Source organism: Streptomyces camponoticapitis (genome assembly GCF_014646115.1).
GTDB lineage: Bacteria > Actinomycetota > Actinomycetes > Streptomycetales > Streptomycetaceae > Streptomyces > Streptomyces camponoticapitis.
On sequence record NZ_BMMV01000001.1, the window covers coordinates 207,913 to 221,031 of the forward strand.

Sequence of the window (13,119 nt, forward strand, 5' to 3'; positions counted from 1 at the left end):
ATGATCAGACCGAGTGGCACCGGACGGCGGCTGACGAGGATGCTTCTCGTCGGCGTGCTGACGACCGCGGGCCTCACCGTCGTCTCCGCCGGTACGGCGCAGGCCGCCGGCGAGCAGGTGAACATCTGGCTCACGACCACCAGCGACGGTGGCGGCCGCAATGTGACCCGAGGCCTCCAGCAGCAGACGCCCGTCAACTTCCAGCCGGGCAACGGCGGCAGCGGCACGAACGTCACCGTGAACGAGAACACCAAGTACCAGACCTTCACCGGCGGCGGCGCCTCGTTCACCGACACGGCCGCCTGGCTGATGAAGGGCAGCGGAGCGCTCTCCCAGGCCACCCGCGACGACACGATGCGCAAGCTCTTCTCGCCGGCCGACGGCATCGGGCTCTCATTCATCCGCAACCCGCTGGGCGGCTCCGACCTCGCGCGGTTCGGCTACACCTTCGACGACATGCCGGCCGGCCAGACCGACCCCGACCTGTCGGAATTCTCGATCGCACATGATCTCCAGGACGTGCTGCCGCTGACGAAGCAGGCGAAGCAGCTCAACCCGGCGCTGACGACGATGGCGTCGCCCTGGACCGCCCCGGCCTGGATGAAGGACAACGGCCAGCTCAACGGCGGGTGGCTGAAGGCGGAGAACTACGGCGTCTACGCCGACTACTTCGTCAAGTACCTTCAGGCGTACCGCGACCAGGGCCTGCCGATCGACTACATCTCGGCGCAGAACGAGCCGACCTGCTGCTCCTCGTACCCGTCGATGAGCTGGAACGCCTCGGGGCTCGCGTACTTCACCAAGTCCGAGCTGCTGCCGAGTCTGCAGGCGGCCGGCCTGCCCACCAAGGTGATGGCGCACGACTGGAACTGGGACACGTACGACGCGTACGCGGCGGCCACCGTGAACGACGCGGCGATCCGCGACCACCCCAACTTCGGCGGCATCGCCTGGCACGGCTACGGCGGCGACGTCAACAAGCAGACGCAGGTGCACAACCAGTACCCCCAGCTGGACGCCTTCCAGACCGAGCACTCCGGCGGCACCTGGATCGGCAATCAGCAGACCGAGGACATGTCCAACATCATCAACTACACCCGCAACTGGGCGAAGTCGGTGACCAAGTGGTCCCTGGCGGTGGACCAGAACCGCGGTCCGCACAACGGCGGTTGCGGCACCTGCGACGGGCTGATCACCGTCAACAACGGCGGCGCGCAGCACGGTCAGGTGAAGTACAACATCGAGTACTACACGATGGGGCACCTCACCAAGTTCGTGACGCCGGGCGCGCACCGTATCGAGTCCAGCGCCAGCACGTCCGTGCCCAACGTGGCCTGGCAGAACCCGAACGGCTCCAAGGCGCTGATCGCGTACAACGAGGGGTCGCAGGCGCGGGAGATACGGGTCAACTGGGGCGGCCAGAACTTCGGTTACTCACTGCCCGGCAAGACGTCGGCGACCTTCACCTGGGCCGGCGGCCAGTCGGGCGGCGGTGGCGGCACCGCCGGCACCCTGACCGGTCTCGGCGGCAAGTGCCTCGACGTGGCCGGCGGGAGCGGCGCCAACGGAACGGCCGTCCAGCTCTGGGACTGCAACGGCTCCGCGGCGCAGCGCTGGACGATCGGCGGCGACGGGTCGGTGCGTACGCTCGGCAAGTGCCTGGACGTCGCGGCGGCGTCGACCGCCAACGGAGCAAAGGTGCAGTTGTACGACTGCAACGGCTCCGGGGCACAGCAGTGGAGATACGAGTCCGGCAGCGGTGACCTGGTGAACGCTCCGGCCGACAAGTGCCTCGACATCACCGGCAATTCGTCGGCGAACGGGGCGGCGGCGCAGCTGTGGAGCTGCACCGGGGCGGCCAACCAGAAGTGGCGGCTCCAGGCCCAGACGTAGTACGCGGGTTCGTGGTCGGTGGTCCGCGGGCGGGGGATCACCGACCACGCGTACGGGGTGTCGGTGACCGGGCGGTCACGGGCACCCCGTACGTACGTTTGTCTGTGCCGCTCCCCCGGCGCTACTCGGCGGGCTCGACCCCGGCCCGCAGCAGCCCGTAGGTGTACGCGTCCTCCAGGGCCTGCCACGACGCGGCGATCACGTTCTCGCCGACGCCCACCGTCGACCACTCCGCCGTCCCGTCCCCCGTGGTGATCAGCACGCGCGTCGTGGACTCCGTGCCGTGCTTGCCCTCCAGGATGCGCACCTTGTAGTCCACCAGCTCCAGCTTGGCGAGCTGCGGGTAGATGCGCTCCAGGCCGACCCGCATGGCCCGGTCCAGCGCGTTGACCGGCCCGTTGCCCTCGGCGGTGGCGACGATGCGCTCGCCCTTGGCCCACAGCTTCACCGTCGCCTCGTTGGCGTGCGAGCCATCGGGGCGGTCCTCGACGATCGCGCGCCACGACTCCGTACGGAAGTAGGTGCGTGCCCTGCCCTCGGCCTCCTCGCGCAGCAGCAGCTCGAAGGAGGCGTCGGCCGCCTCGTACGTGTAGCCCTTGAGCTCGCGCTCCTTGACCCGGCCGACGACGCGGCCGACCAGATCGCGGTCGTCGCCGAGGTCGATGCCCAGTTCCTTGCCCTTGAGCTCGATCGAGGCACGCCCGGCCATGTCGGAGACGAGCATCCGCATGGTGTTGCCGACCCGCGTGGGGTCGATGTGCTGGTAGAGGTCGGGGTCGACCTTGATCGCGGAGGCGTGCAGCCCGGCCTTGTGCGCGAAGGCGGAGACGCCGACGTACGGCTGGTGGGTGGAGGGCGTCAGATTGACGACCTCGGCGATGGCGTGCGAGATCCTGGTCATCTCCGACAGCGCGCCCGGAGGCAGGACGCTCTTGCCGTACTTGAGCTCCAGCGCGGCGACGACGGGGAAGAGGTTCGCGTTGCCGACGCGCTCGCCGTAACCGTTGGCGGTGCACTGCACGTGCGTGGCGCCCGCGTCGACGGCGGCGAGGGTGTTGGCGACGGCGCAGCCCGTGTCGTCCTGGGCGTGGATGCCGAGCCGGGCGCCGGTGTCGGCGAGCACCGTGGCGACCACTGCCTGGATCTGGGCGGGCAGCATGCCGCCGTTGGTGTCACAGAGGATGACGACGTCGGCGCCGGCCTCGGCGGCGGCGCGGACGACGGCCTTGGCGTACTCGGGGTTGGCGCGGTAGCCGTCGAAGAAGTGCTCACAGTCGACGAAGACGCGCCTGCCCTGTTCGCGCAGGTGGGAGACGGTGTCGGCGACCATCGCCAGATTCTCTTCGAGCGTCGTACGGAGCGCGAGCTCGACATGCCGGTCGTGCGACTTGGCGACGAGCGTGATCACCGGGGCGCCGGAGTCGAGCAGCGCCCTGACCTGCGGGTCGTCGGCGGCGGCGGCGCCGGGGCGGCGCGTGGAGCCGAACGCGACGAGCTTGGCGTGCTTGAAGTCGATCTCGCTCTGGGCGCGGGCGAAGAACTCGGTGTCGCGCGGGTTGGCGCCCGGCCAGCCGCCCTCGACGAACCCCACCCCGAAGTCGTCCAGGTGCCGCGCGATGGTCAGCTTGTCGGCGACGGTCAGATTGATGCCTTCGCGCTGGGCTCCGTCGCGCAGCGTGGTGTCGAACACATGGAAACTGTCGTCGGTGACCGTTGATTCTGTGGTCATGACTCTGTGGCTCCTGTCGAGTGTGGAACGTGGAGTGTGGGAGGGGTCTGGCTCCACTGCCACCGTCTTCGCGTGCGTCCCGTTTCGGCCGGGGTGGGGCCGGAAAACGAAAAAACCCCTCGCGGGTGCGAGAGGTCTGCGCGCGGGTCTGGGGCACGATGCCCGCTCCGTACGTGGTGGTACGTAGCGGTCACTGCGGACCGGCGCGCCTGCTGCCGATAATCATGGCGAACGAGAACACCACAGCAGTCTGGCACGTCCGCGCCCCGGTGGAAGCCCCGTCTCACGATGCGGGCGGTGCTCAGGGGACACCGGGTGCGGGCGATCCGGGCACTTCGGTTGCCGCGCCCCCCGGGGGGGCATCTCCGGGATCCCTGCTCAGAGCAGCGCGTCCTCGATGAACTCGTGAACATGTCGCAGGACTTGGGCCCTGCCGGTGCCCGGTATGCCGACCACCACATGGACGCAGAAACCGTCGAGCAGCGCGCGCAGACGGGTGGCGAACCGGTCCGGGTCGACGGCCCGCAGCTCACCGCGCGAGATCCCCTCGGCGAGCAGCGCCACCAGGTCCCGGTGCCAGGCCCGTTCGATCGCCGCCTGCCGGTCACGCACCTCGTCGGCGGCGCCCTGCGAGCGGTTCCAGACCTCCAGCCACAGCGTCCAGTGCGGATCGCGGTGGCCGTCGGGGACGTACAGGTCGACATAGGCGTCCAGCCGCTCCCGTACCGCCACCTGCCGGGACAGCAGCCCCCGCCGCTCCGCGCCGCGCCGCGACTCGCTCCACTCCAGGGTCTGGAGCAGCAGCTCGTCCTTCGTACGGAAGTAGTAGAGGAGATGCCCGCTGCTCATCCCTACATCGCGTCCGAGCCCCGCCATGGTCAGCCCGTCGAGCCCGCGCCGGGCGATGGTGTCCATGGCGGCGGCGAGCACGGCCTCACGGGGCGGGGCCGCGTTGCGGCGGCGTGCGGTGGGTGTCACCCGTACGTTGTACCTGATGCGCGCACACGGTGTTGCCGTCGGGTCACACACCGAATGCCGCCGTCGCTTGTGGCCACCGGCCTCGACCGCCCGATCAGACACGGAGATCAGGCACGGAGATCAGGCGCGCGGATCACCCCGGCCAACTCCCGCCCCGTCTCCTCCAGTCGCGGGACATCTCTTCACGAGGAGATGTCCCGCGACCGTGTCGCCCGCCCGCGTCCGCGACGGTGCGTCAGGACACGTGGTGCATCCACCCGTGGATGTCCTCCGCGCGGCCCGTCTGGATGTCCAGCAGCGCCTCGCGCAGTTTCCCGGTGACCTCGCCTGTCCGGCCGTCCGAGTGCGTCCACTCACCGCTCGCCGACCTGACGACGCCGACCGGCGTGATGACTGCCGCCGTGCCGCACGCGAAGACCTCGGTGAGGGTGCCGTTCTCGGTGTCGCGGCGCCACTCCTCGGTGGAGATACGGCGCTCCTCGGACGAGTAGCCGAGATCCTTCGCCATCTTCAGCAGCGAGTCACGGGTGATGCCGGCCAGCAGCGAGCCCGAGAGCTCGGGAGTGACGATCTTGTCCCCGTATACGAAGTACAGATTCATCCCGCCCATCTCCTCGACCCAGCGGTGCTCCAGCGCGTCCAGCCAGACGACCTGGTCGCAGCCCTCCGCCGCCGCCTCGGCCTGCGCGAGCAGCGAGGCCGCGTAGTTGCCGCCGGTCTTGGCGAAGCCCATGCCGCCGGGGACGGCACGCACATAGTTCTCGGAGAGCCAGACCGAGACGGGCTTCACACCGCTCGGGAAGTAGGCGCCGGCGGGGGAGGCGATGACCAGGAACAGATACTCGTTGGACGGCTTCACACCGAGGCCCACCTCGGTCGCGATCATGAACGGCCGCAGATAGAGCGACGCCTCCCCGCCGTGCGGCGGCACCCACGCCTGGTCCTGCCGCACCAGCGCGTCGCACGCCTCGATGAACGTCTTGGCCGGCAGCTCGGGCATCGCCAGCCGGCGTGCCGAGACCTGGAAGCGCAGGGCGTTGGTCTCGGGCCGGAAGGTGGCGACGCGGCCGTCGGGACGGCGGTACGCCTTCAGCCCCTCGAAGATCTCCTGCGCGTAGTGCAGCGTCATGTTGGCCGGGTCGAGCGAGAGCGGCCCGTACGGCACCAGCTCCGCGTCGTGCCAGCCCCGGCCCTCCGTCCACCTGATGGTCACCATGTTGTCGGTGAAGTAGCGGCCGAAGCCGGGAGCGGCCAGGATCGCCTCGCGCTGCGCGTCGGACAACGGATTCGACGAGGGCTTGAGCGCCAGGGTGGGCAACGACGTCGTGGGCGTGGTCATGAGTTCTTGTCCTTCACCGGTTGTGTATGACGGACCGCGCTCACGCCGCTACAGGTACTAGGACGTCCGAGCTTTCCCTCATGCTACGGCCCACCGCCATTGTGGCGCGTGGCTGAGCCGGGGCATGGAACGGGGTGAATGCGGCCCTACGGATGATGGTGACACCCGGTGGCCGCAAAGCACAGCCGCCGAGTGCTGTGACCCGGCGGCTGTGAAGTCGTCGTCGGGTCAGCCCGCTACTCGTACGACGAGCGCGTCACCGATCTCGTCGGTCGTACGGGGCGCACTGCCGCGCTCCGCGAGGTCGGCCGCGACGGCCTCCTCGATACGGGCGGCCTCGGCGTCGAAGCGGAGGTGCCGCAGCAGCAGTGCGACCGAGAGGATGGTGGCCGTGGGGTCGGCCTTCCCCTGGCCCGCGATGTCCGGCGCCGAGCCGTGGACGGGCTCGAACATGGACGGGAACGCCCGGTCGGGGTTGATGTTCGCGGAGGCCGCCAGGCCGATGCCGCCGGTCACGGCAGCGGCGAGGTCGGTGAGGATGTCACCGAAGAGGTTGTCGGTGACGATCACGTCGAAGCGCTCGGGCTGGGTGACGAAGAAGATCGTCGCGGCGTCGACGTGCAGATAGTCGGTGGAGACGTCGGGGTACTCCTGGCCGACCCGGTCGAAGATCCTCTTCCAGAGGTGGCCCGCGTAGACGAGGACGTTGTTCTTGTGGACAAGCGTCAGCTTCTTGCGGGGGCGGGAGTTGGCGCGCTCGTACGCGTCGCGCACGACCCGCTCCACGCCGTACGCCGTATTGAGGCTGACCTCGGTGGCCACCTCGGCGGGCGTACCGGTGCGCAGGGAGCCACCGTTGCCCGTGTACGGGCCCTCGGTGCCTTCACGTACGACGACGAAGTCGATGTCCGGGCGGCCGGACAGCGGTGTGGCCTGGTTCGGGAAGAGCTTCGACGGCCGCAGGTTCACGTAGTGGTCGAAGGCGAACCGCAGCTTCAGCAGCAGCCCCCGCTCCAGGACCCCGGACGGCACGGAGGGGTCGCCGATGGCACCGAGGAGGATCGCGTCGTGCGTCCTGAGCGCGGCGAGCTCCGTGTCCGGGAGGGTCTCCCCGGTACGGTGCCAGCGCCGGGCACCGAGGTCGTACTCCTTGGTCTCCAGCTTCACATCCTGAGGGAGTACGGAGCCGAGGACCTTCAGTCCCTGGGCCACGACCTCCTGGCCGATGCCGTCACCGGGGATCACTGCGAGATTGATGCTGCGAGACATGACGGGCACCTTACTGCGCGTCCCAGTGCCTGACACGCGTGGTCCATTATTCGGACAGGGCGTGTTTCACGCGGGGCGTTCGCGCGGGTAAGGCGCCGACTGGTCTCGCGGGTCCGGCGCCGGCCGGTCCTGGCGGGCACGGCGCCGGTGACGGGGTCCGCTCCGGCTCAGTGCCCGGTGGAGCCGCCGTTGTCCCGGCGGTCGAGGGCGCGCTGGAGGGCCGCTGCGGCGTTCTTGCGGTCCGACTCGGTGCCGCGGGCGTGGTGACGGACGCGGCGGGCTGTCGTCTCGGCCATGGTGATCGACTCCTTGAAACAGCTGAGGCATACGGATTGGGGGGGCCGTACGGGGCATCTGCCAGGCGCCGGATGGGCGGGGAGCTCGCGCCGCAGGGGTTGCCTGCGTGAGGGCGATCGCTCACGTCCGCCGTTCGCTGGATCAAGCGAGTGGTTCGGCTCCTACAAAGCTAAGGGAGCTGAGCCGTTCTGTCTCCACAGTTAGTCGGACTTCCTACTATCTGAGACGGCAGCCTTGATCCGGCATAGCGATCTAGGTTGGATTCCTACCTAGGTGGTGGAATAAGGCCATGGCAGCGGACCGCAGATCAAGCTGGCTCAAGGGGGTCCTCGACCTCCTCGTCCTGTCCTGTCTCACGGGCGGGGAGAGCTACGGATACGAGATCTCCAAGGCCCTCGCCGGCGCCGGCGTCGGCGACATCAAGGGCGGCACGCTCTATCCGGTGCTCAACCGGCTCGAAGAGGCCGGACTGGTCGTCGGGGAGTTCCGCGCCGCCGAACGCGGCCCCGGGAGGCGGTACTACCGGCTGACGGACGAGGGCCGGCGCCGGCTCGCCACCGAGAGCGGGAACTGGCTGGAGTTCCACACCACCGTGCGGAACATACTGCGCACCGAGGAGGCGTCATGACCGACCCGGAACCGTCCACCGCCGGGCGCGGCTGACGGCGACCAGGGCTGGGAGGTCGAACGGCTGGACGGCCTCGGCCGCTTCGTGTGCCGCCGCCCCGTGGGCGCGGCATTGCGCTGGGAGTACCGGCGCGAGGTGCCCGTGGGCCGCGAACGCGACGCGGTGGAGACGGAGCTCGCGCCGGACGGCTGGGAGCCGTGCGGGCAGTGGACGTACCACCTGTACGGCTCCGGGGCCGTCGGGTCCAATGCCGCCCCGCTCATCCCCGTGCTCGTCGCCGGGGGGATCGCGGGCTGGGCCGGTGTCCGGAAGGACCTGCTCGACGGTACGGAGGACGAGGCGAAGGGCGGGACGAACGGCGGGGCGGAGGCACGGCGCGGCGGTGGGTGAGGCGGTGCGCGGGTCCGCCGTCTACAGCACGTCCCCGTCGCGCCAGTCGAAGATCAACGCGTCGTCGGAGGAAGGGAGTTCACGATCGGGCACCGGCCAGAGAAAGGTCGCCCCCTCCTCCTCCGGCAGCCGCACGACCCCGTCCGGGCTCAGCACCTCGACGCGGCCCTCCCACTGATGCCAGCCACGTGACCGGTAGAGCCTGGAGCCTGTCTCGGACGCGGAGAGCGCGCCGACGTCGTACGCCCGGTCGACGACCCGCTCCAGCACCTCCAGGACCCGCCCGCCGAGCCCGTCCCTGCGCCGGTCGGGACGGACGGCGACCGCCTCCACGTAACCCACCCGGTAGGACCGGCCCGCGTGCGTCAGCCGGCGCTGGATCACGCTGCCGTGCGCGACGAGCGCGCCCGCCCCGTCCCGTACGAGGACATGGACGCCGCCGAGCCCGTGCGTCCAGTCCTCCTCACTGAAACTCCCGTCGAAGGCGTCGTCCAGGAGGGCGCGGATCTCGCCGAGGGTCGCCGGATCGAGCTCGAAGGTGTGCGCGGTGCGCAGCGGGTCTGACATGCGTCTCACTCTTTCAGGCCAGGGGCCCGCGCATGTACTCAGTGCTCGGTTGAGTAGTTGCTCCATGTCGAAAAAGCCCTTTCTGCCGCGACAGTTGGCCACATGAACGGCCTTTACGCACTCAAGCCCTGGTACGCGTCCCGGCTCTCCGGAGTCCGGGCCGCCCTCGTCCGTCGTGAGGTGTCGCCCGACACGCTCACGGCGGCGGGTGTCGTCAGCGCGGCCGGTGCGGGCGCCGCCGTGGCCTGGCTGCCCGCCGGACCGCTCGCCGCGCTCCCCGTCGCCGTCCTCCTCGCCGCCCGCCTGGCCTTCGCCAATCTCGACGGGGCGCTGGCACGGGACACCGGCCGGACGACCCGGCGCGGCGCCGTGCTCAACGAACTCGGCGACCGCGCCGCCGACTTGGTCGTCCTTGCCGGCTTCACCGTGCTCGCGCCGCTGTGGCTGGTCGCGGTGGCGGCGCTGGCGGCGACGCTCCCGTCCTGGGTGTCCCTCGCGGGTACGGCGGCGGGCGCGCCGCGCCGTAACGGCGGCCCCGTCGGCAAGACCGAACGCTGCCTGCTCGTCGTCATCGCCGCCGCGACCGGCTGGGCGGTGCCGGTGCTCGTCGTGATCGCGGCGGGCTCGGCGCTCACCGCCGTCGTCCGCTTCGGCTGGGTCTGGAGGAAGCTCGCATGAGCGGCGTCCTGATCGCGGGCGAGGCCGTGGGGCGCGCGGTCCCCCTCGTCGCCGGCGCCCTCGGGGCGAGCGGGATCGCGCTGGCGGCGCTGCCCGCGCGTCTGGCGATGCGGGCGGAGCTGCGTAAACGGTGGCGGACGTGGGCGATCGCCGCGCCTGTCTTCCTCGGGTCGCTGTTCCTGGGAGCCGGGGGCGCGTTCGCGCTGGCGGCGGCGCTCGGGGTGACGGCGGTGAGCGAGTACGTACGGATGGCGGGGCTCCCGCGCGCGGAGCACGCCGTGCTGGCCCTGGCCGCCGTCGTACTCCCGGCGCTCGCGTGGCTGGTGCCCGGGGCGGTCGATCTCCGGGTGGTGGCCCTCCTGTTGGTGGCGGCGGCACTGCCGGCGCTGCTGGCCGGGGACCATGAACGGGGCTTCACCCGCTCCGCGCGCACCGTCTTCGCCCTGCTGTGGATTCCCCTTCCGCTCACCGGACTTGTGGTCCTTCAGGACACGGCGGTCGCGGTCGGGCTGGCGGTCGCGCTGGGCGACGTCGGGGCGTGGTGCGGCGGTACGGCGCTGGGGCGACGCGGCCCGCTCGCCCGGCCGTTGTCACCCCTCTCCCCCAGCAAGACGTGGGCGGGGGTGCTGGGCGCCGCGGGGGCGACCGGCCTCGCCCTGGCCGCCGTAGGCGCCTTCACCCCGCTTCTGTGGGCGGCGGTGCTGATCGGCTGCGTGCTCGGCGACCTGCTCGAATCCATGGTCAAGCGGGAGGTGGGCGTGAAGGACGCGGGCAGTTGGCTGCCGGGCTTCGGCGGGCTGCTCGACCGGATCGACTCCCTGCTGCTGGCTCTCCTGCTCGCGATGGTGGTGACGGCATGACCGCACGGATCTCTGCCCGTGGAGCGGCGCGGTCGGCGCCGCGACGGCTGCGGGGGCGCACGAAGCGCGTCGCCGGACACCGGCGGGGGCGTACGGGGGTGGGCGCGGGCCCGGTAGCTGTCGCGTTCGCGGCCGGCCGGCCCGGGGAGCTCCGCGAGCGCGGGACGGGCGGGCGGCTTCGCGCTGCCGGGGTGCCGGGCGGGCGGGGGCGGCGCACCGTCTCCGGCGGGCGCGGCGGCCCCGGTCCCGCGCCGACGACGCCCGCCGTCTCGCCCTCCCGGCTCGGGGCGGTGCTGCGGCGCGCCCTCTGGTGGGTCGTGCTCACCGTCACCGGCGGTGTGCGGCGGCAGGGCCAACTGCCGCCCCGTGGGTGCGTGGTTGTGGCCAACCACTCCTCGCACGCGGACACCGCCGCGCTGCTGGCGGCGCTCGACGCCCGGCACCGTCCCGCGATCGGTGCGGCGGCCGACTACTGGTTCGCCTCCCCGTGGCGACGCCGCGTCTGCCGCGTGCTCGCCGCCGGGTTCCCCGTACGGCGCACCGGCGGCGGCATGGACGACTTGCTGTCCATGACGGACGGGCTGCGGGCCGGACGCGCGGTCGTCCTCTTCCCCGAGGGCACGCGCGGGGCGGACGGCGCCGTCGGCGCCTTCCACCGTGGTGCCCTGGTACTCGCCGAGCGCGCGGGCGTCCCCGTCGTACCAGTGGGGATCGGCGGCACGGACCGGCTGCTGCCCAAGCACGGGCGGCTGCGTTCGTCGCTGGTGCGGGTACGGATCGGTGAGCCGCTGCCGCCGTCGGCGACGCCGGAGGACGCGCGGGCGGCGGTCGCGGCGCTGCACGCCCGTACGGGTTCGGAGCCGTTGCCCGACTCCCCCGTACGGCGCCGGGTCGCGGCCGTGGCCGCGTCCCGCCTGGGGCTCCTGGTCGCCTTCGCCTGGGCCTGCGCGGAGGCGCTGAGCTGGCCGCTGATGCCCGAACTGCTGCTGGGTGTCGTGTGCGTCGCCGTCCCACGCGCCGCGCCGCGGCTCTCCTTCGCCGCGCTCGCGGGAAGTCTGGCCGGCGGGCTGCTCGCGCTCCAACTCGCGAACACGGGGCTCCAGTTGCCCGCACCGCTGACGACGGACCGGATGCGGGCGGAGGTACGCGACGAGCTGGCGGTCGAGTCGGCCGACGCCGTGCGCCATCAGCCGTGGAACGGCATCCCGTTCAAGGTGTACGCCGCCGAGGCGGGCCGCGCCGGCGTACCGGCGGCCGACTGGCTCGCGCAGTCCGCGCAGGCGCGCGGCTCGCGGACGCTGACGGTGGGCGCCGCCTTCGCCGCTCTCGGTCTCCTGCTGCGCCGCTTCCGCCGTCACTACGGCGCGTACGTGGTCCTGCTCGGTGTCGGCTTCACCGCCGGACTGTCACTGATCGTGGCGGGCTGGAGCTGAGCGCGGGCCCGCCCCGTTTCCGCGTCCGGCCCGGGGGCACCCGACTGACGATGGGGAGGGTGCCACATGAACGTACAGGCGATGTCACTCAGAGGTCGTAGCAAGGGCCGCCAGGCCGCGAACAGTTCGGCCATGGACGCCGCGGCGCGCTGGGGCTTCGTGGCGCGCGGCGTGATCTATCTGCTGATCGGGCTGCTGGCGCTCCAGATCGCCTTCGGCGGTGGCGGCAAGCAGGCGGACCGCGGTGGCGCGCTGGCCGAGATCGGCGAGAAGCCGATGGGCTCCTTCGTCCTGTGGGCACTGGGCATCGGTCTCGTCGGTATGTCCCTGTGGCGGCTGTCCGAGGCGCTGTTCGGCGCCTCTGGGCCCGACGGCCACAAGGCGAGCAAGCGGCTGTTGTCCGCGGCGCGTTTCGTGTTCTACGGCTTCGTGGCCTACTCCGTGCTGAGCTTCGCCGCCGGCGACAAGGGCGGCTCGTCGGGCGACCAGCAGTCTCAGGACGTCACGGCCAAGGCGCTGGAGCTGCCCGCCGGCCAGTGGCTGGTCGGCGCCGCGGGCATCGGCATCCTGGGCGCCGGTCTGTGGATCGGGGTGCGCGCCGCGAAGCGGTCGTATCACAAGCATCTGAAGCTCGGGCAGATGTCCCACAGGGCGAGGCAGTTCATGGACGTGACCGGGGTCGGCGGCGGACTGGCGCGCGGACTGCTGTTCGCGGCGATCGGCTGGTTCGTGGTCAAGGCGGCCGTCGACTACGAGCCCGACAAGGCGAAGGGCTTCGACGACACGCTGCGCTCCTTCACCGACACTCCCGCCGGCCCCTGGCTGCTGGCACTGGTCGCGCTGGGCCTCGTGCTCTTCGGCCTGTTCTCGTTCGGTATGGCGCGCTACCGCAAGGTCTGAGCCCGCGAGGTCTGAGCCCGCGACGTCCGGGCCACAAGGCCCACTGCCGCATGCCGCCGCCCCGCCTCCGTGAAGAGGCGGGGCGGCGGCATGATCACGCTGGGGAAAAGACACCGCCCCCGTACCGGGTTGGGGCCGGCACGAGGGCGGGGGTTGTG

At 71.3% G+C, this 13,119-nt stretch carries 13 protein-coding genes; 7 read left to right on the forward strand and 6 right to left on the reverse strand.

Annotated elements, in window-relative coordinates; genetic code table 11:
• On the forward strand, positions 1 to 1,893 hold the full coding sequence (locus IEY79_RS00910) for an RICIN domain-containing protein (RefSeq protein WP_189105276.1): 1,893 nt from the start codon (positions 1 to 3) through the stop codon (positions 1,891 to 1,893).
• A 121-nt stretch (positions 1,894 to 2,014) separates the two neighbouring features.
• On the opposite strand, the gene cimA is transcribed toward IEY79_RS00910, so the two are convergent.
• The 5 genes from cimA to IEY79_RS37940 all read right to left on the reverse strand — a co-directional run bounded on the left by cimA (position 2,015) and on the right by IEY79_RS37940 (position 7,504).
• On the reverse strand, positions 2,015 to 3,622 hold the full coding sequence (cimA, locus tag IEY79_RS00915; protein WP_189105277.1) for a citramalate synthase: 1,608 nt from the start codon (positions 3,620 to 3,622) through the stop codon (positions 2,015 to 2,017).
• Between the two features lie 378 nt (positions 3,623 to 4,000).
• Positions 4,001 to 4,600 (reverse strand): TetR/AcrR family transcriptional regulator, encoded by a 600-nt coding sequence (locus IEY79_RS00920; RefSeq protein ID WP_189105278.1) that lies wholly within the window; start codon positions 4,598 to 4,600, stop codon positions 4,001 to 4,003.
• A gap of 235 nt (positions 4,601 to 4,835) precedes the next feature.
• Complete coding sequence (locus IEY79_RS00925; RefSeq protein ID WP_189105279.1) at positions 4,836 to 5,939, reverse strand: branched-chain amino acid aminotransferase; 1,104 nt, start codon at positions 5,937 to 5,939, stop codon at positions 4,836 to 4,838.
• 228 nt (positions 5,940 to 6,167) lie between these two features.
• The gene (locus IEY79_RS00930) at positions 6,168 to 7,208 is read right to left on the reverse strand and encodes a 3-isopropylmalate dehydrogenase (protein ID WP_189105280.1); all 1,041 of its coding nucleotides are present in this window, start codon (positions 7,206 to 7,208) and stop codon (positions 6,168 to 6,170) included.
• 167 nt (positions 7,209 to 7,375) lie between these two features.
• Complete coding sequence (locus IEY79_RS37940; protein ID WP_268240569.1) at positions 7,376 to 7,504, reverse strand: hypothetical protein; 129 nt, start codon at positions 7,502 to 7,504, stop codon at positions 7,376 to 7,378.
• 290 nt (positions 7,505 to 7,794) lie between these two features.
• Between IEY79_RS37940 and IEY79_RS00935 the strand changes: the two genes are divergently transcribed.
• Together IEY79_RS00935 and IEY79_RS00940 are read left to right on the forward strand one after the other, a co-directional pair.
• Positions 7,795 to 8,133, forward strand: a complete 339-nt coding sequence (locus tag IEY79_RS00935) for a PadR family transcriptional regulator (protein WP_189105281.1) — start codon at positions 7,795 to 7,797, stop codon at positions 8,131 to 8,133.
• Positions 8,134 to 8,232: 99 nt separating this feature from the next.
• Positions 8,233 to 8,523 carry a hypothetical protein gene (locus tag IEY79_RS00940; RefSeq protein WP_189105282.1) on the forward strand — a complete coding sequence of 97 codons (291 nt, stop codon included), beginning with the start codon at positions 8,233 to 8,235 and terminating at the stop codon, positions 8,521 to 8,523.
• Between the two features lie 21 nt (positions 8,524 to 8,544).
• Here the strand turns inward: IEY79_RS00940 and IEY79_RS00945 are convergent, their stop codons facing one another.
• Complete coding sequence (locus IEY79_RS00945) at positions 8,545 to 9,090, reverse strand: GNAT family N-acetyltransferase (protein ID WP_189105283.1); 546 nt, start codon at positions 9,088 to 9,090, stop codon at positions 8,545 to 8,547.
• 102 nt (positions 9,091 to 9,192) lie between these two features.
• Between IEY79_RS00945 and IEY79_RS00950 the strand changes: the two genes are divergently transcribed.
• From IEY79_RS00950 to IEY79_RS00965, 4 genes are all read left to right on the forward strand, one after another.
• Positions 9,193 to 9,768: a CDP-alcohol phosphatidyltransferase family protein gene (locus tag IEY79_RS00950; protein WP_189105284.1), complete on the forward strand. Its 576-nt coding sequence runs from the start codon at positions 9,193 to 9,195 to the stop codon at positions 9,766 to 9,768.
• Complete coding sequence (locus IEY79_RS00955; RefSeq protein ID WP_189105285.1) at positions 9,765 to 10,628, forward strand: phosphatidate cytidylyltransferase; 864 nt, start codon at positions 9,765 to 9,767, stop codon at positions 10,626 to 10,628. Before IEY79_RS00950 ends, IEY79_RS00955 begins: the two co-directional genes overlap by 4 nt.
• A complete protein-coding gene (locus IEY79_RS00960) occupies positions 10,625 to 12,061 on the forward strand; it encodes a lysophospholipid acyltransferase family protein (RefSeq protein WP_189105286.1) in 1,437 nt (478 codons plus the stop codon). The genes IEY79_RS00955 and IEY79_RS00960 overlap by 4 nt, the downstream gene beginning before the upstream one ends.
• A 66-nt stretch (positions 12,062 to 12,127) precedes the next feature.
• Positions 12,128 to 12,961: a DUF1206 domain-containing protein gene (locus IEY79_RS00965; RefSeq protein WP_189105287.1), complete on the forward strand. Its 834-nt coding sequence runs from the start codon at positions 12,128 to 12,130 to the stop codon at positions 12,959 to 12,961.
• Positions 12,962 to 13,119: the final 158 nt, after the last annotated feature.

Coding starts and splice junctions, on each gene's coding strand:
- IEY79_RS00910 (WP_189105276.1), top strand. CDS start 1: ATGATCAGACCGAGTGGCACCGGACGGCGGCTGACGAGGATGCTTCTC.
- cimA (WP_189105277.1), bottom strand. CDS start 3,622: ATGACCACAGAATCAACGGTCACCGACGACAGTTTCCATGTGTTCGAC.
- IEY79_RS00925 (WP_189105279.1), bottom strand. CDS start 5,939: ATGACCACGCCCACGACGTCGTTGCCCACCCTGGCGCTCAAGCCCTCG.
- IEY79_RS00930 (WP_189105280.1), bottom strand. CDS start 7,208: ATGTCTCGCAGCATCAATCTCGCAGTGATCCCCGGTGACGGCATCGGC.
- IEY79_RS37940 (WP_268240569.1), bottom strand. CDS start 7,504: ATGGCCGAGACGACAGCCCGCCGCGTCCGTCACCACGCCCGCGGCACC.
- IEY79_RS00935 (WP_189105281.1), top strand. CDS start 7,795: ATGGCAGCGGACCGCAGATCAAGCTGGCTCAAGGGGGTCCTCGACCTC.
- IEY79_RS00945 (WP_189105283.1), bottom strand. CDS start 9,090: ATGTCAGACCCGCTGCGCACCGCGCACACCTTCGAGCTCGATCCGGCG.
- IEY79_RS00950 (WP_189105284.1), top strand. CDS start 9,193: ATGAACGGCCTTTACGCACTCAAGCCCTGGTACGCGTCCCGGCTCTCC.
- IEY79_RS00955 (WP_189105285.1), top strand. CDS start 9,765: ATGAGCGGCGTCCTGATCGCGGGCGAGGCCGTGGGGCGCGCGGTCCCC.
- IEY79_RS00960 (WP_189105286.1), top strand. CDS start 10,625: ATGACCGCACGGATCTCTGCCCGTGGAGCGGCGCGGTCGGCGCCGCGA.
- IEY79_RS00965 (WP_189105287.1), top strand. CDS start 12,128: ATGAACGTACAGGCGATGTCACTCAGAGGTCGTAGCAAGGGCCGCCAG.